This window comes from Bifidobacterium pongonis (assembly GCF_019331805.1).
GTDB classification, from domain to species: domain Bacteria; phylum Actinomycetota; class Actinomycetes; order Actinomycetales; family Bifidobacteriaceae; genus Bifidobacterium; species Bifidobacterium pongonis.
The window spans coordinates 68107-84271 of sequence record NZ_JAHBBE010000004.1; the positions used below are offsets into that span (position 1 = coordinate 68107).

Here is a 16165-nt window from a genome sequence, read left to right on the forward strand (position 1 = left end):
GAGAAGACAATGGAAAACAACGAATCCAAGCTCGTCGCCATGCAGAAGGAGCAGGGCCCCCTGCTCGAGGTGAAGGATCTCGCCATCGATTTCACCACCGATGACAAGCGTGCCGTCCACGCGGTGCGCGACGTCTCCTTCTCCGTCTACCCGGGCCAGTGGGTCGCCATCGTGGGCGAATCCGGCTCCGGCAAGTCCACCTCCGCCATGAGCGTGCTCGGCCTGCTGCCCGGCACCGGCCATGTGGTCGGCGGCTCCATCAAGCTCGACGGCCAGGAGCTCGTCGGCTTGAAGCAGAAGGACTTCGACAAACTGCGCGGCACCAAGATGGGCCTCGTGCCCCAGGACCCGATGAGCAATCTCAATCCGGTGTGGCGCATCGGCACCCAGGTCAAGGAGGCGCTCGTCGCCAACAACATGGACGTCGCCCACGAGAAGCGTTCGAAGCTCGCCAAGGCGCTCGCCGGCGATGAGGTCGCCGTCAAGGGCAGCGACGACGAGACCTTCATCTCGTCCGCCGAACTGCCCGCGCTGCTCGACGCCGCCAAGGCCGCGATCGCCGAAGCCGGCATCACCGGCGACGCCGCGGAACGTTCCCTCGCCTATTTCAAGGAGGAGTGGGTCCCCGGTTCCGAAACCCGTTGGCGCGTCGCCGACGATCTCATCAAGGCCGGTGTGAAGGATGACACCGCTTGGGATATCGCCAAGAAGCACGTCACCGGTTCGACCATGGACGACCGCATCGCCGGCCTGCTTTCCGAAGCCGGCCTGCCCGACGCGGCGACCCGTGCACGCCAGTTCCCGCACGAGTTCTCCGGTGGTATGCGCCAGCGTGCGCTGATCGCCATCGGCCTGGCCTGCCGCCCCGACCTGCTCATCGCCGACGAGCCCACTTCGGCGCTTGATGTGACCGTGCAGAAGAAGATTCTCGACCACCTGCACATGCTCACCGATTCGCTGGGCACCGCCGTGCTGTTCATCACGCACGATCTTGGTCTGGCCGCCGAACGCGCCCAGCACATCGTGGTGATGTACAAGGGTCAGGTCGTCGAATCCGGCCCGTCCCTGGAAGTGCTGCAGCACCCGCAGCATCCGTACACCAAGCGTCTGGTCGCCGCGGCGCCGTCGCTGGCCTCCCAGCGCATCATCTCCGCGAAGGAGCACGGCGAGAACACCGACGCCCTGCTCGAACACCATGTGGTGGGCGAGCAGAAGCTCGAAGCGAGCGAGACGATCATCACCGTCGACCATTTGACCAAGGAGTTCAAGCTTCCGCGCAAGAAGGAAATGTTCAAGGCCGTCGATGACGTGTCCTTCTCCGTCAAGCGCGGCAGCACCCTGGCCATCGTGGGTGAATCCGGTTCCGGCAAGTCCACCGTGGCGAACATGGTGCTCAAGCTGCTCGAACCGACGAGCGGCACCGTGACCTATGAGGGCAAGGACATCTCCGGCTTCAAGGGCAAGGAACTGCTTGACTTCCGCCGTCACGTGCAGCCGGTGTTCCAGAACCCGTACGGCTCGCTCGACCCGATGTACTCGATCTACCGTTCCATCGAGGAACCGCTGCGCATCCACGGCATCGGCGACAAGAAGAGCCGTGTCAAGCGCGTGCGTGAACTGCTCGACATGGTGGAGCTGCCCGAGTCCGTGATGACCCGTTACCCGAACGAGCTGTCCGGCGGCCAGCGTCAGCGCATCGCCATCGCGCGAGCCATGGCGCTCGACCCTGACGTGATCGTCTGCGACGAGGCCGTGTCCGCACTGGACGTGCTCGTGCAGGATCAGGTGCTGCGACTGCTCAACGACCTGCAGGCCGAGAAGGGCCTGAGCTACCTGTTCATCACGCACGATCTGGCCGTGGTGCGTCAGATCGCCGATGAGGTGGTCGTGATGCAGAAGGGCAAGCTGGTCGAGCATGCCACCACCGATGAGGTGTTCGACCACCCGCGCAAGCAGTACACGCGCGACCTGCTTGACGCCATCCCCGGCGGCAAGCTCCAGCTCGGCTTGGACTGATAGTCCGAACCCGGCAACCGGCATCAGCCGGCAATAGCGTTGGGCCCGTTCCCGGAATTCCGGGAACGGGCCCAACGCCGTATCTGGTGCTCGTCCGCTCAACGTCGACGTATCGGCATCGGCGTATCGCGCGTTCCAGGCGCTCAGTCGGCGGCGGAACCGATCTTCTCATAGAACGTCATGGTGGAGCTGCCGACGTGCAGCGTCCTGATCTTCCGGTATCGCGACGTTTTCGGCTGCGAGAAATTCATACGATTGACGATTACCACACGCTTCGTATCGAGGTCGTCGAGATTGCGCAGTTGCGCGGTGCTACCGTGCAGCGGTGCATATCCGCCTCGCGTATCGACGTTTCCGCGTTTCAGGAACCGGTACCGGCTGCAGGAACGGAAATAGTAATACGACTCGATGTAATCGAATTCACTGGCGGCGACGATCGTCTGATCCGCATCGCAGGCGACTTGTTCGGCTACCTGGGCGGTGGAAGGCGTGGTCGCCTGTTCATAGATGTAGTTGCCTTGGAACGCGTAGCCGATTGCCCCGCCGGCAAGTAACGCCACCGTGAGCAGCCAAGCCGACCAACGGCATATGAAACGGGCGTAGGCACGGCGCTCGACCTGCGGCCTGCCTGGCACGTATTCGATCACCGTATACGAGCAGGTCAGGCCGATGAACGCATAACAGTACGGCGTGAACGGGGTGACGTAACGCATGGTGAAGAAGCCATACGGGTGGGTGAACGGCTCCCTGATCGCGGAGATGAGCAGCAGCATGACCATCGGCGTGAAGGCGAGGAATGCGAGGGTGCCCAGCGCGTCACGCGCGGCGCGGGTATCGTCGTCCTGCCGGAGCCGCCAAGCATCGTGCAGTTGAATCGCGCGTGTGATGATCAGGGCGAGCATTGCGACCAGCACGACGGTCACGCAGGATGGGAGACGGGAACCGTTAAGCCCGGTGACGAGAACCGAGAACACCGAGCCGAGTTCGTTGAGGTTCAGGGTTCCTTTAAGCGCCGGCAGCGCGTTATGCGTAATCTGGTCGATCGCCGAAGGCAGCCACGGCAGGTAGAACATCACCGCGAGAAGATAAGGTGCCAAATAGCGGCGCAGCGCGGCGAAACGTCCGACGTGTCGCGCGCGTAGGCACAGCCAGATGAGATGGGTCAACCACACCAGTGCCATCATGTACTGCGTGTACATGCCTAGGACGACGACGATTGCATACGCCAGCCACCAGCGTTTCCCGCTGATCGATGCGCTCCCGCGGAGCTTCGGATCATGGTTCCCCGACGCGCGTTCGGCTTCGACGGCGCGCAGCAGCATGTACGTGCCCAGCGCGGAGAGGAACGGTACCAGCGAGTACATGCGGATTTCGTAGCCGTAGCGCAGCAGCATCGGCGCGGCCACGAGGAACGGCATGGTCATCAGCGCGGCCCTCTCACCGGCGAGGCGGCGTAGCGACGCCATCATCGCCACCACGGTCAGCCCGCAGAACAGGCAGCTCATCGCCCGCATGGCGGTCACGGATGAGCCGAATATGCCGGTCCATCCGCGCAGCAGCAGGTAGTACAGCGGCGGGTGCACATCCACTTTCAGCAGCGCCATCATGCGGTCGAACGGCTGGTCGAGCACAATGATGGTGTAGCCCTCGTCGAACCACACCGACCTGCCGAAGCCGAGCGCGAAGGAAATCAAAGCCGCGAGGCATGCACCAGCCACGGCGACAAGCGTGAAACGCCTAGTCCTGATATTCATTATTGATCCTCGCTTCCTGTACCAGGTAACCGGGGCGACGCTTCACTTCGGTGAACACGCGGCCGAGATATTCGCCGATGATCCCCAACGCCAGCAGCTGGATGCCGCCGAGCGTGAGCACGACGACCAGCAGCGAGGCATAGCCCGGCACATCCACGCCGTACACGAGCGTGCGGGCGATGATGACTACGGCATACGCGAGCGCGGCTACGGAGACGGCGAGACCGCAGCAGAATGCGATGCGCAGGGGAGCGGTGGAGAATGACATGATGCCGTCCATCGCAAGCCCGATGAGCTTCGGATAGCTCCACTTGCTTTTGCCTGCAGCGCGTGCGTCACGGTCGTATAGGAATTCGATTTTGCGGAATCCGATCCAGCTGAACAGCGCCTTGCTATTGCGGCCGGTTTCACGCAGACGGCGCAGGGCGAGAATGCATTTGCGGTCGAGCAGCCGGAAATCGCCGGTATCCACTTGGATGCTGACCGGCGACATCGCTTGCAGCACGCGGTAGTACAGGTGCGAGGTAGCGCGCTTGACGAGGCTTTCGCCGCGCCTGGTCCGGCGTCTCGCATACACGTCGTCGTATCCGCGCAGCCACAGGTCGACCATGTCGGGGATGAGTTCCGGCGGGTCCTGCAGGTCGGCGTCGATAATGGCCATGGCGTCGGAGTCGATGGCGTCGATGCCGGCGAGCATCGCCTGTTCCTTGCCGAAATTGCGTGACAGGATGATGAAATCGACATGGTTTCTGCCATCGGCGTAGTCGGCGATCATGTCGCGCGTGGCGTCCTTCGAACCATCATCGACGAACATGAACCGGTAATCGGCGGTTTCGCGCGCGTTCGAACGCAGCTTGTCGAGCCGGTCGAACAGAACGGGTAATACCGCCTCCTCGTTGTAGCAGGGGATGAGAATCGTGACGGTCGGCGTGTGGTCGAAAGTTCGCTGACGATTCTCTTTGTCAACAGGTGCCGTTCCGTTCGTCGTATCGGCCGTTGCCGTTGCCGTGTCTACTGTTGATATCGCCATGAAATCGGCTCCCCCCTATGTTGTGTATGCCTGTACGTTGCCGTTCGGGCATCCGATGCGGCTGTTGCCATGAAAGCCCCAATCTCATCGAGAACGTCGTGTGCTCTCTGTTCTCCCATGGCTGCATCTGTGCCCAGTATGGCAGGGAGGGTTGAGTTTTGTCGCGCCACTGTTCGGGACGTGCCTGCGCTCCCGCTATGTGGAACGTGTTCACGACCGGCGTTTTCGCGCATTCGGGCTACGCTAGGCGCTATGAGCATCACCATCACCACCTCGAACGTCAACGGCATTCGCGCGGCCAAGCGCAAGGGCATCGAAAGTTGGGCGGCGCAGCATACGCCGAACGTGTGGTGCATGCAGGAAGTGCGTGCGCCGCAGAACGAGATCGACCCCATCTTCGACGAATTCGCCTTCGAATACGCCACCGTCGGCGCGATCGGCGATCAGGGCGAGCTCGCCCGCACCAACGAGGTGTGCCGGGTGAAAGGGCGCGCCGGTGTGGCGCTGCTGACCGATCTTGCGGTGACGGAACGCCGCTACGGTCTGCCGGGGCTTGAGGAGGACGTGGACTCCGGGCGTTGGATCGAGAACGACGTCACCACGCCGTCCGGCAACACGCTGACGGTGGTTTGCGTGTATGTGCATGCGGGCAATACCGACGACCCGTTGAAGATGGAACAGAAATACCGGTTCCTCGACACCATGCTGAAGCGCATGGGCGAACTGAGGGATGCCGCCGCCTCGGGCGGCAGGCAGGCCGTGCTGTGCGGCGATTTCAACATCGCGCACACGCCCGCAGACATCAAGAACGCCAAGGCCAACGAGAAGCACGCCGGATTCCTGCCCGAGGAACGCGCCTATGTGGACCGCTGGCTGGGGGAGTACGGTTTCGTGGACGTGACGCGCCGTCTCGCCGGCGATATCCAAGGCCCGTACACCTGGTGGAGCCAGCGCGGCCGCGCCTTCGACAACAACGTCGGTTGGAGACTCGACTACCAGTTCGCCACCCCGGCGCTGGCCGAAACCGCCGTCTCGTTCGACATCGACAAGGCGCCCAGCTACGACACCCGTTGGTCCGATCATGCGCCGCTGAGCATCACCTACGAGTTCTGAGACGGTCGAACACCCCGCAAATCCCCGCAAAATCACCGCAACACGGCGCATCGCATCGGCATGGGCGGCACCTGACGGCGCGAATGGAGCCACGCGGCACGTTCGCAGCGTCAGGTGCTAGTCTTATCAACGGTTACACACGCATCGAAATGAGGAGCCCATGGGACTATTCGGATTCGGTAAGAAGAAGGACAAGGCCGACAAAGCCACCAAGGCTGAGGACGAGGACGTCAAGGCGGCGAAGGCGGCGAACGAGGCGGCCAAGGCCGACAGCGAGCTGGCGCAGGAGACCGCCGCGGCGGCGCTTCCGGAAGCCGCGAGCGACTATGAGGGGCGCGGCGAGGAACGCGGCCCGTGGGATGTGAACGACGAGAACGTTCCCGACTACGACGAATATCTCGATCTGGGCGCCTACTACCTGCCGTTCCTGCAGCACATCGAACTGCGTATCAAGGCATCCCGCGCCACCCGCGCGGTGCTCGGCTCCACCACCACCTACTACAACTCCAGCCTTGAGGTCGAGGCCTACGCCGCCCCGAAGACCATGGGCCTGTGGGAGGATTGGCGCGAGGACTTCCTGGCCGCCAACCCGAACGCCAAGGCCGTGGACGGTGTGTTCGGCACCGAGATCCTCCTGCCGGTCGAAGTGTCCGGCGGCAAGACCGTGCTCACCCGCATCGTCGGCGTGGACGGTCCGCGATGGATGCTGCGCGGCATCTTCTCCGGCAACGCGGCCAGCGACCCGGATTCCGAAGAGACCCGCAAGCTCAACGAATTCTTCTCCAACATCGTGGTCGAACGCGGTGACGAGCCGCTCGCCCCGCGCGACCCGATCCCCATGCACCAGCCCGTCACGCCCGGCGAGCGCAAGGCCGCCGCGGCAGCCGAGGAAGGCGACGCGGAAGGCGAAGGCAAGGAGCATCTGAAGGACATCCCGAACCGCCCTGAGGGCCCGCTTTCCCAGGACCAGCAGACGGAAGTCAAGACCACGCTGTCGCGTGGCCCGATGTTCTCCGAAGTCCGTTGAGCATGGCGGAGAACAAAGCCGGTTCCGCCAACGGCACGGGGCTTAAAGCGCTCGCCTCTGCCGGCGAAGGCGACGATTTCTCCGTCATCGCGGCGATCGGCGGCGTGCGCGGCGTGGTGGAATCCATGCTGCCGGGCGTCGTGTTCGTGGTGCTGTTCGTCGCCACGCAGAACCTCGATCTGACCATCGGCGTCTCCGCCGCGCTGGCCGCGGCCCAGGTGATCGTACGCCTGCTGCAACGCCAGTCCGTAATGGGCGCGCTCAGCGGTCTCGTGGCCGTGGGCATCTGCCTGATCTGGGCGTGGAAATCCCATGAGGCACGCGACTATTACATGTTCGGCTTCCTCACCAACGCGGCCTATGCCACGTTGCTCGGCGTTTCCCTGATCGCGCGTGTTCCGGCACTGGGCGCGATCATCGAGTTCATCCGCCAGCTGCCCACGGAGCATTTCCGGGCGTGGTTCAACGACTGGATGGGCGACAAGGCGTTGAAGAAGGCGTACACCATCATCACCTGGCTGTGGATGGCGCTGTTCCTGTTGCGCCTGGCGGTGCAGGTGCCGCTGTACCTGACCAACCATGTGGCGGCCCTTGGCGTGGCGCGACTGCTCATGGGCATCCCGTTCTGGGCGCTCGCCATCTGGGTGAGCTATCTCATCATCGCCACGCCGATGCACCGGCACAAGGTGGCTCAGGCCCGTGCCGCGCAATCCGCTTCGCGGGAACGCGACGGGCTGGGCGACGGGCCGGACGAATCGACCATCATCACGGAAAAGGACAGATGACTTATGCAGGCTGAGGTTCGCATCGAACGGTATGCCGATCAGGGCCGCTGCGTGGCCCATATCGACGGGCGCGTGGTATTCGTGCGCTTCGCGCTTCCCGGTGAACTGGTGCGCATTGAACTTGACGAGCCGCACGACCGCGACGAACGGTTCTGGACCGGCGAGGTCGTCGAGGTTCTGGAGGCGAGCGCCGACCGTGTGGAACCGGCTTGGGAGCTTGCCGGCCCGCTCGCCATGGGTGGCGGCGTGGGCGGCGCCGATCTGGTGCATGTTTCGCTTGCCGGCCAGTTGACGTGGAAGGCAGTGACCGTCAGCGAGCAGATGAAGCGTCTCGGCCATGTGGATGTGGCCGTCCCCATTTCCCGCGCGGCGGGCGATGAGGAGTTGGGCGGCCTGCATTGGCGTACCCGCATCGAGATGATCGCGGATGAGAACGGTATGCCGTCGATGAGACGCCGTGGCACGCATGTGCGCGTGCCGTTGACCACCATGCCGTTGGCCACGAACGCGCTGCTGGATGTGGCTGCGGCCAATGGCGTCTGGAACGGCGGGTTCGAACCGGGTTCGCAGATTCGCCTGTCCGTGCCGGAGCCTCGCCACGGCGAGGGGAGCACCGGTGTGGGCGACGATTACGCCGTGCTGGTGGACGGCGAGCTGAAGGCGGGAAGTCGTCGTCTGACGGAGCGGGTCACGGTGGCCGGCCGCGAATTCACGTATGGGGTGGATGCGAACGGTTTCTGGCAGGTGCATCGTGAGGCGCCGGTCGCCTTGGCCAATCATGTGATCGATCTGGTGCGCGGCGAGATGGATGGTGCCGTTTCCGCCGTGCTGTGGGATTTGTATTCCGGCTCCGGCCTGTTCACGCTTCCGTTGGCCACGCTGGTGGCCGAGCGTACGCGCGTGTTCAGCGTGGAGGGCGGCGATGTGGCGGTGAAGAGCCAGCAGCGCAATCTTCGCGCGTTGGGCTTGAACGATGTGGATGTGCGTTGCGGCGACGTGTCGCGCACACTCACCCATGTGCCTGCCCATCTGGCGCATCCCGACGTGGTGGTGCTCGATCCGCCGCGTGCCGGCGCGCATGCCAAGGTCTGCCGTCAGATCGCGCAGGCCGCGCCGCGTGCGATCGTCTACATCGCATGCGATTGCACGAGCCTCGCCCGCGATACGGCCACGCTGGTCGACCTGGGGTATGAGCTGGCGGATATCCACGCCTACGACATCTATCCGATGACCCATCATGTCGAGACCGTGGCGCTGTTCCGTCGCGCCTGAACCGTGTTATGGCAGGGATGAGATCGTTCGTGCGCCGTGCAGGCGCCGTATTGCTGGCGGTGGCGTTGATGCCGCTCGCCTCATGCGCGCCGGCCGGTGCCGCCGTGGGTGATGCCGGAAGCGGCGAATCGGCCGTGCGTTCGACCGGCGTGGAGCGCAATGACGTGTCGATCGGCATGGTCGGCTCGCAGGATGCGTCGGCCGACGGACTGGTGCTGGATGCCTACGATCATGCAGGATTGGGCACGTCATACGTGCAGTTGCGTAACAGCAATGATTCGGTGAGGGATGGCGAGCAGGCCGTGCGTGACTTGGCGACCCGCCAGGTGACGCTTATCATCGTCGGCGGGATCGACGCGTCGCGGGATGCCGAGGGCTGGAATGATGCGCTGCGCGGCGCCCGTGCGGCGGGCATTCCGGTCGTGCTGCTCAATCCCGTTCATGAGCCGTCCGATAAGCGCTTGTTCGCCGCCTCGTTCACGGTCAACGACCGCGCCACGGACGCCATGCCGATCGACAAGGCGACCATGCTGGTGATCAACGACCGCCCGCATGAGCGGAATCTGATGGTGTCCACGCTGACGCATTGACCCGGATTGCGCCGAAGCGCACTGAATCGCATCGAATCGCCCGGAATCGCGTGAATGTTCCGTAAGGTTCTGCAATCGGAATCATCCCCCGACTTGGCGGAAACCGCGCGGATGCCGCCGGACATCATCCCGGCGGACGAACGTGCCTGACGGCCACCGGAGTAGGGTAGTGCTCATGGAATCTGCAACAACCGTAGCCATGCCGGGCATCGACGAGCCTGGACTGAGCGCGCGCGATGTGACCGAACGTCAGGCCGACGGGCGCGGCAACGCGATGAAGACATCGTCGTCCCGTTCGGTCAAGGACATCATCCGCGCCAACGTATTCACCCTGTTCAACGGCATCATCCTCGGTGCCATGCTGCTGGTGCTGATCACCGGATCGTGGAAGGACGCCGTATTCGGGTTCGTGATCATCGTGAACACCGGCATCGGCATCGTCACGGAACTACGTTCCAAGCGCACGTTGGACAAGCTGTCCATTCTCGTCGCATCCGATTATCTGGTGCATCGCGACGGCGAGGACGTGGAGGTCCCGCACGACGCGATCGTGCTCGACGATCTGCTGTGGATCCGTTCCGGCGAACAGGTGCCGGCAGACGGCACCATCGTCGAAACCTGGGGTTTGGAACTTGACGAATCCATGCTCACCGGCGAATCGCGCACGGTGCGCAAGAAGGCCGGCGACGACGTGTACTCCGGCTCCACCGCTGTGTCCGGCATGGCCCTGATCAGGGTCACCGCCGTGGGCGAACACTCCTATGCGGCGAAGATCACCGCCGAAGCCAAGGTGTTCAAGAAAACCACCTCCGACCTGAACAAGGGCATCAACACGATCCTGAAGGTGATGACCTTCGTGGTGGTGCCGCTGTGCGTGCTGCTCATCTGGTCGCAGATGCGCACGGTCGGCGGATGGTCGCAGGCCTTCGCCACGGGCCAATGGCGTCAGGCCGTGGTATCCGCGGTCGCCGGTGTGGTGGGCATGATCCCCGAAGGACTCGTGCTGCTGACCTCGCTGAACTTCGCGGTCGCCGCCATGAGGCTGGCCCGCAAGAACACGCTGGTGCAGGAACTCGAATCGGTGGAGACGCTGGCGCGCGTCGACTGTCTCAACCTCGACAAAACCGGCACCATCACCGATGGCGGCATCGCGCTCAATCAGGTGACCATGCTCGCTGAAGCGAACGGCATCGCGGAACAGGACGTCAAACAGGCCCTGTTCGACCTGTCGAACGAGGAGCAGCCGAACGGTACCGGCAAGGCCGTGCTCGAAGGGCTCGGGCGCGAAGGGTTCGCTGGCGGTGCGGTCTACGCGCGCGTGCCGTTCTCGTCGGCCCGCAAGTGGAGTGCCATCGTCTCCAGCACCGGCGTCTGGTTCATGGGCGCGCCCGAAGTCATCATCTCCGCGTTGGACGGCGACTACGGCGACGTGCTCGCCATGGTCAACGAGAACGCCAACGAAGGCAACCGCGTGCTGCTCATCGCCCACCAGAACGTCGGCGCCGCACCCGATTTCGAGGAGAATCCGAGACTCGACCCCGCGGCCGAACCCGTGGCGCTCGTCCTGTGCTCCGAACGTATCCGTTCCGACGCCGAACCCACGCTCGCCTGGTTCCGCGAACAGGGCGTGCGTTGCCGCATCATCTCCGGCGACAACCCGGTGACGGTCGGCGCGATCGCCCGCAAGGTGAGACTTACTGGCGACCGCGAACCCGTATACATGGACGCCCGCGAACTGCCCGACGACATCGACGAACTGGCCGACGTGCTGCGCAACGTCGACGTGCTCGGGCGCGTGCTGCCGAATCAGAAGAAGGCCGTGGTGCAGGCCCTGCACCGCGACGACCACGTGGTGGCCATGACGGGCGACGGCGTGAACGACGCCCTGGCCCTGAAGGAAGCGGATCTCGGCATCGCGATGGGCAACGCGGCGCCCGCCACCAAGGCCATCGCGCAGGTCGTGCTCGTCGATTCGAAATTCTCCCACCTGCCCGACGTGGTCGCCCGTGGCCGCCAGGTTATGGCCAACATGGAACGCGTCGCCAGCCTCTTCCTCGTCAAAACCGTGTATTCGGCGCTCATCTCGCTCGGCGTGGTGCTCTCGCAGACCCCGTTCCCGTACCTGCCGCGCCACATCACCTACTTGGGTGCCCTGACCATCGGCATGCCCGCGTTCATCCTCGCCCTCGCGCCGAACACGCGCCGCTACATCCCCGGATTCCTCAAACGCGTGGTGATGTTCGCCTTGCCGGGCGGCATCGCCGTGGCGTTGTCGGTGCTGCTGTCCACATGGATCCTGCCCGGCGTCATGGGATGGGATATCACGGGCAATCCGGCCGATCTGGCCAAACTGCGCGCGGTGAACGCCATCATCCTGTTCGTGCTCGGCATCCTCGTGCTCGCCCGCGTCGCCCAGCCGCTCACCGGCTGGCGCGGACTCATGGTGCTCGCCTTCGCCGCTGCCGGCATCATCGGCGTGCTCATCCCGTTCGTCAGGCACTTCTTCGCGCTCATCGTGCCCGGCGGCTCCATGCTGATCGCCGTGCTCATCGCGCTCGCCATTTCCGCAGTCATCTTCTTCATCTGCGTCGGCACGGCACGCGTGCTGTCCAAGCGCGGGAAAGGCGGTACTACCGCAGGCGAGTGACCTGTAGGGGAGCGGCTTTCCAGCGGGCGCGACGTGATTTCGTTCACGTCGCGCCCGTTCGTTTTTCCATGTTCCCGCTCACATGGGCATGTGCGGCCGCGCATTGTCTCACATCTCAAACCGACACGCCAGAAGCGTAGTAACGCGGCCGTACCATTCGAAGTGTTATATCGACGATGGTATTGCACTATCGCTTATCGCATCGGAGGAAACATGTCCTTGACTGATGATCAGCTGACGACCTTGACCGCGGCTGGCAAGGATTACGAGTACTACAACATCGCGAACCTTCCCGGCATCGACCATCTGCCTTACTCGTTGAAGGTCCTCGTCGAAAACCTGGTCCGCAACATCGACGGCGCCAACATCACCGACGAGCACGTCAAGGCGCTGCTCGATTGGGATCCGAACGCGCAGCCGAGCCACGAGATCCAGTTCACGCCGTCCCGCGTGGTGATGCAGGACTTCACCGGCGTGCCGTGCATCGTCGACCTGGCCACCATGCGCGACGCTGTCAAGGAGCTCGGCGGCGATCCAGAGGTCATCAACCCGCAGGTCCAGTCGGATATGGTGATCGACCATTCCGTGCAGATCGACAAGTACGGCGTCGCCGACGCGGTCGAACAGAACATGAACATCGAATACCAGCGCAACGGCGAACGCTACCAGTTCCTGCGCTGGGGTCAGCAGGCGTTCCGCAACTTCCGCGTGGTGCCGCCGGGAACCGGCATCATCCATCAGGTCAACATCGAATACCTCGCCAAGGTCGTCATGACCAAGGCCAGAGAGAACGGGCATGAGCTCGCCTATCTCGACTCCTGCGTGGGCACCGATTCGCACACCACCACCGTCAACGGCCTGGGCGTGCTCGGTTGGGGCGTGGGCGGCATCGAAGCCGAAGCCGCCATGCTCGGCCAGCCGATCTCCATGCTCGTGCCGCGCGTCGTCGGCTTCAAGCTCACCGGCTCCATCCCCGAGGGCGTCACCGCCACCGACGTGGTCCTCACCATCACCGACATGCTCCGCCAGCACGGCGTGGTCGGCAAGTTCGTCGAATTCTACGGCGAAGGCATCGCCTCCGTGCCGCTGGCCAACCGCGCCACCATCGGCAACATGGGACCGGAATTCGGCTCCACCTGCGGCATCTTCCCGATCGACGGCGTCACGCTCGACTACCTGCGCCTCACCGGACGCTCCGAAGAGCAGATCGCGCTCGTCGAAGCCTACGCCAAGGCCAACAAGCTGTGGGGCGACACCACCGACCCGAACTACGTGGAACCGCAGTACTCCGAATACCTCGAACTCGACCTCGGCACCGTCGTGCCGTCCATCGCCGGCCCGAAGCGCCCGCAGGATCGCATCAAGCTGTCCGAATCCAAGGCGAAGTTCGCCGAGACGCTCCCGGCCTACGAGACCGAGAAAACCGTGCAGGAGCCGGTCGCCGTCTCCACCGATTTCCGTGGCGATTTCGAGATCGAAAACGGTGACGTGGCCATCGCATCCATCACCTCGTGCACCAACACCTCCAACCCGTCCGTCATGATCGCGGCCGGCCTCATCGCCCGCAACGCGCACGCCAAGGGCCTCAAGCCCAAGCCGTGGGTCAAGACCTCCCTGGCTCCCGGCTCGCAGGTCGTGGCCGACTATCTCAAGGCCGCCGGCCTGCAGGACGATCTTGACGCGCTCGGCTACCAGCTCGTCGGCTTCGGCTGCGCCACCTGCATCGGCAACTCCGGCCCGCTGCTGCCGGAAATCTCCGAAGCCATCAACGCCAACGACCTGACCGTCACCTCCGTGCTGTCCGGCAACCGCAACTTCGAAGGCCGCATCAGCCCCGACGTCAAGATGAACTACCTGGCATCCCCGCCGCTGGTCATCGCCTACGCGCTCGCCGGCACCATGGACTTCGATTTCGAAACCCAGCCGCTTGGCACCGACGCGGACGGCAACGACGTGTATCTGAAGGACATCTGGCCCACCAACGCCGAGGTCGAAGCCGTGGTGAACGGCACCGTCAGCCGCGAGATGTTCCTCAAGGACTACGCTTCCGTGTTCGAAGGCGATCACCGCTGGAAGGGCCTGGATGTGCCGGAAGGCGAGCTGTTCGCATGGGATGAGCAGTCCACCTACGTGCGCAAGCAGACCTTCTTCGACGGCATGAAGGCCACGCCGGATCCGGTCGAGAACATCCACGGCGCCCGTGTGCTCGCGCTGCTCGGCGACTCCGTGACCACCGACCACATTTCGCCGGCCGGCGCGTTCAAGGCCTCCAGCCCCGCAGGCAAGTACCTGACCGATCGTGGCGTCGAACCGAAGAACTTCAACTCCTACGGTTCCCGCCGAGGCAACCATGAGGTCATGGTCCGCGGCACCTTCGGCAACATCCGCCTGCGCAACCAGCTGCTCGCCTCCGTCGGCGAGGAGGTCACCCCCGGCGGCTTCACCTACGATTTCCTGGCAGGCAAGCCGACCACCATCTTCGAAGCGTCGCGCGACTACATCGACCATGATGTGCCGCTGGTCGTGCTCGCCGGCAAGGAATACGGCACCGGCTCCTCCCGCGACTGGGCGGCCAAGGGTACGGTCATGCTCGGCGTCAAGGCGGTCATCACCGAAAGCTTCGAACGCATCCACCGTTCCAACCTCATCGGCATGGGCGTGCTGCCGCTGCAGTTCCCCGAAGGCGAATCCTATGAGAGCCTCGGCCTCGACGGTACGGAAACGTACGACATCGACGGCGTCGACGGGCTCAACAACGGTTCCACGCCGAAGACGGTCCATGTCACCGCCACCCACGCGGATGGCGCCAAGACCGAATTCGACGCGGTTGTGCGCATCGACACCCCCGGTGAGGCGGACTATTACCGCAACGGCGGCATCCTCCAGTATGTGCTGCGCAATCTGATGAAGTGATCGGTTGATCAGTATCGGATTCACCCGCAAATAGCAAACAGGCCCGGAATCGCAAGGTTCCGGGCCTGTTCGCGTATCGGGGGAGGCGTTGTGGTTAGGGTGGAGGCATGATCGACCACATCACCCTGCATATGAGCGATGCCGAACAGGGCATCGATTTTTACACGCGTGCGCTCGCGCCGCTCGGCTATATTCCCAAAGTCCGTCATGGGCGGACCGTCGGTTTCGGCGTCGACGATGGCACGCCGCGTTCCGACTTCTACGTGTCGCCGATGGAAGACGATGCCGAATTGCCGATTCCGACGCATATCGCCTTCCGCGCGGGCAGCGAGCGCGCGGTGCATGATTTCCATGAGGCGGCCATCGCCGCGGGCGGCGTCGACAATGGCCGTCCCGGGCCACGCGCCTACCATCCCGGTTATTACGCGGCTTTCGTGCTCGACTCGGACGGCAACAACATCGAAGCCGTCACCGACTGGTCGCACGCGGACTGAGCTGTTGACGAGGGGTTGACGAGGGAAGTCACCAGGGCAGCGGGGGAGCGGCTTGCCGGTCAGGCGCTGAGCGAATCCTTCCACGCACGGTATTCCGCGGCCTTGCCCTCCCAATATTCGCGGTCGGCGTCCGTGATCTTACGGATCACATGGCAGGGATTGCCTACGGCCACCGAATGGGACGGGATGTCCTTGACCACCACGGAACCGGCGCCGATCACCACATCATCGCCGATGGTGACGCCGGGGCCGACCACCACGTTGCCGCCGAACCACACGTCACTGCCGATGGTGATCGGGCGTGCGCCTTCCGGGCCGGAGGCACGCACCGCGGCGTCGATCGGATGATACGGGGTGTACAGGCCCACGCGCGGGCCGAAGAACACGCGGTCGCCGATGGTGATCGGCGCCACGTCGAGGAAGATGCAGTCCATGTTGGCGTAGAAGTTGTCGCCGATGTACGTGTTGCAACCGTAATCGCAGTTGAACGGCGGTTCGAGGAACGCGCCCTTGCCGAGCGAGCC

The 16165-nt window shown here is 63.9% G+C and carries 12 protein-coding genes; 9 read left to right on the plus strand and 3 right to left on the minus strand.

What is annotated here, in order from left to right:
* Window positions 1–9: 9 nt before the first annotated feature.
* On the plus strand, window positions 10–2016 hold the full coding sequence (locus tag KIH75_RS02315; RefSeq protein ID WP_219055200.1) for a dipeptide ABC transporter ATP-binding protein: 2007 nt from the start codon (window positions 10–12) through the stop codon (window positions 2014–2016).
* 143 nt (window positions 2017–2159) lie between these two features.
* Here KIH75_RS02315 and KIH75_RS02320 read toward each other — a convergent pair whose 3' ends face one another.
* Together KIH75_RS02320 and KIH75_RS02325 are read right to left on the minus strand one after the other, a co-directional pair.
* The gene (locus KIH75_RS02320) at window positions 2160–3770 is read right to left on the minus strand and encodes a glycosyltransferase family 39 protein (RefSeq protein WP_219055201.1); all 1611 of its coding nucleotides are present in this window, start codon (window positions 3768–3770) and stop codon (window positions 2160–2162) included.
* Window positions 3754–4800, minus strand: a complete 1047-nt coding sequence (locus KIH75_RS02325; protein ID WP_219055202.1) for a glycosyltransferase family 2 protein — start codon at window positions 4798–4800, stop codon at window positions 3754–3756. The genes KIH75_RS02320 and KIH75_RS02325 overlap by 17 nt, the downstream gene beginning before the upstream one ends.
* A gap of 252 nt (window positions 4801–5052) precedes the next feature.
* Here KIH75_RS02325 and KIH75_RS02330 point away from each other — a divergent pair, with 252 nt between their 5' ends.
* The 8 genes from KIH75_RS02330 to KIH75_RS02365 all read left to right on the plus strand — a co-directional run bounded on the left by KIH75_RS02330 (window position 5053) and on the right by KIH75_RS02365 (window position 15641).
* On the plus strand, window positions 5053–5913 hold the full coding sequence (locus KIH75_RS02330) for an exodeoxyribonuclease III (RefSeq protein WP_219055203.1): 861 nt from the start codon (window positions 5053–5055) through the stop codon (window positions 5911–5913).
* A 160-nt stretch (window positions 5914–6073) separates the two neighbouring features.
* Window positions 6074–6940, plus strand: a complete 867-nt coding sequence (locus KIH75_RS02335; RefSeq protein ID WP_219055204.1) for a DUF3710 domain-containing protein — start codon at window positions 6074–6076, stop codon at window positions 6938–6940.
* 2 nt (window positions 6941–6942) lie between these two features.
* On the plus strand, window positions 6943–7725 hold the full coding sequence (locus KIH75_RS02340; protein WP_219055205.1) for a DUF3159 domain-containing protein: 783 nt from the start codon (window positions 6943–6945) through the stop codon (window positions 7723–7725).
* A 3-nt stretch (window positions 7726–7728) separates the two neighbouring features.
* Window positions 7729–8997, plus strand: coding sequence for a class I SAM-dependent RNA methyltransferase (locus tag KIH75_RS02345; protein WP_219055206.1), 1269 nt, complete (start codon window positions 7729–7731; stop codon window positions 8995–8997).
* A 17-nt stretch (window positions 8998–9014) separates the two neighbouring features.
* Entirely contained in the window at window positions 9015–9587 is a 573-nt protein-coding gene (locus tag KIH75_RS02350; RefSeq protein ID WP_219055207.1) for a type 1 periplasmic-binding domain-containing protein, read from the plus strand.
* 175 nt (window positions 9588–9762) lie between these two features.
* Window positions 9763–12234, plus strand: a complete 2472-nt coding sequence (locus tag KIH75_RS02355; RefSeq protein ID WP_219055208.1) for a cation-translocating P-type ATPase — start codon at window positions 9763–9765, stop codon at window positions 12232–12234.
* 213 nt (window positions 12235–12447) lie between these two features.
* Window positions 12448–15147 carry an aconitate hydratase AcnA gene (gene acnA, locus KIH75_RS02360; protein WP_219055209.1) on the plus strand — a complete coding sequence of 900 codons (2700 nt, stop codon included), beginning with the start codon at window positions 12448–12450 and terminating at the stop codon, window positions 15145–15147.
* A gap of 107 nt (window positions 15148–15254) precedes the next feature.
* Complete coding sequence (locus tag KIH75_RS02365; RefSeq protein WP_219055210.1) at window positions 15255–15641, plus strand: VOC family protein; 387 nt, start codon at window positions 15255–15257, stop codon at window positions 15639–15641.
* Window positions 15642–15700: 59 nt separating this feature from the next.
* On the opposite strand, the gene KIH75_RS02370 is transcribed toward KIH75_RS02365, so the two are convergent.
* The coding region (locus tag KIH75_RS02370) for a sugar O-acetyltransferase (protein WP_219055211.1) at window positions 15701–16165 on the minus strand (465 nt) is incomplete at its 5' end.

Bases quoted from the DNA above. Each gene is read 5' to 3' on its own strand.
- acnA (WP_219055209.1), top strand. From the start codon at position 12,448: ATGTCCTTGACTGATGATCAGCTGACGACCTTGACCGCGGCTGGCAAG.
- KIH75_RS02355 (WP_219055208.1), top strand. From the start codon at position 9,763: ATGGAATCTGCAACAACCGTAGCCATGCCGGGCATCGACGAGCCTGGA.
- KIH75_RS02345 (WP_219055206.1), top strand. From the start codon at position 7,729: ATGCAGGCTGAGGTTCGCATCGAACGGTATGCCGATCAGGGCCGCTGC.
- KIH75_RS02340 (WP_219055205.1), top strand. From the start codon at position 6,943: ATGGCGGAGAACAAAGCCGGTTCCGCCAACGGCACGGGGCTTAAAGCG.
- KIH75_RS02315 (WP_219055200.1), top strand. From the start codon at position 10: ATGGAAAACAACGAATCCAAGCTCGTCGCCATGCAGAAGGAGCAGGGC.
- KIH75_RS02335 (WP_219055204.1), top strand. From the start codon at position 6,074: ATGGGACTATTCGGATTCGGTAAGAAGAAGGACAAGGCCGACAAAGCC.
- KIH75_RS02365 (WP_219055210.1), top strand. From the start codon at position 15,255: ATGATCGACCACATCACCCTGCATATGAGCGATGCCGAACAGGGCATC.
- KIH75_RS02330 (WP_219055203.1), top strand. From the start codon at position 5,053: ATGAGCATCACCATCACCACCTCGAACGTCAACGGCATTCGCGCGGCC.
- KIH75_RS02350 (WP_219055207.1), top strand. From the start codon at position 9,015: ATGAGATCGTTCGTGCGCCGTGCAGGCGCCGTATTGCTGGCGGTGGCG.
- KIH75_RS02325 (WP_219055202.1), bottom strand. From the start codon at position 4,800: ATGGCGATATCAACAGTAGACACGGCAACGGCAACGGCCGATACGACG.
- KIH75_RS02320 (WP_219055201.1), bottom strand. From the start codon at position 3,770: ATGAATATCAGGACTAGGCGTTTCACGCTTGTCGCCGTGGCTGGTGCA.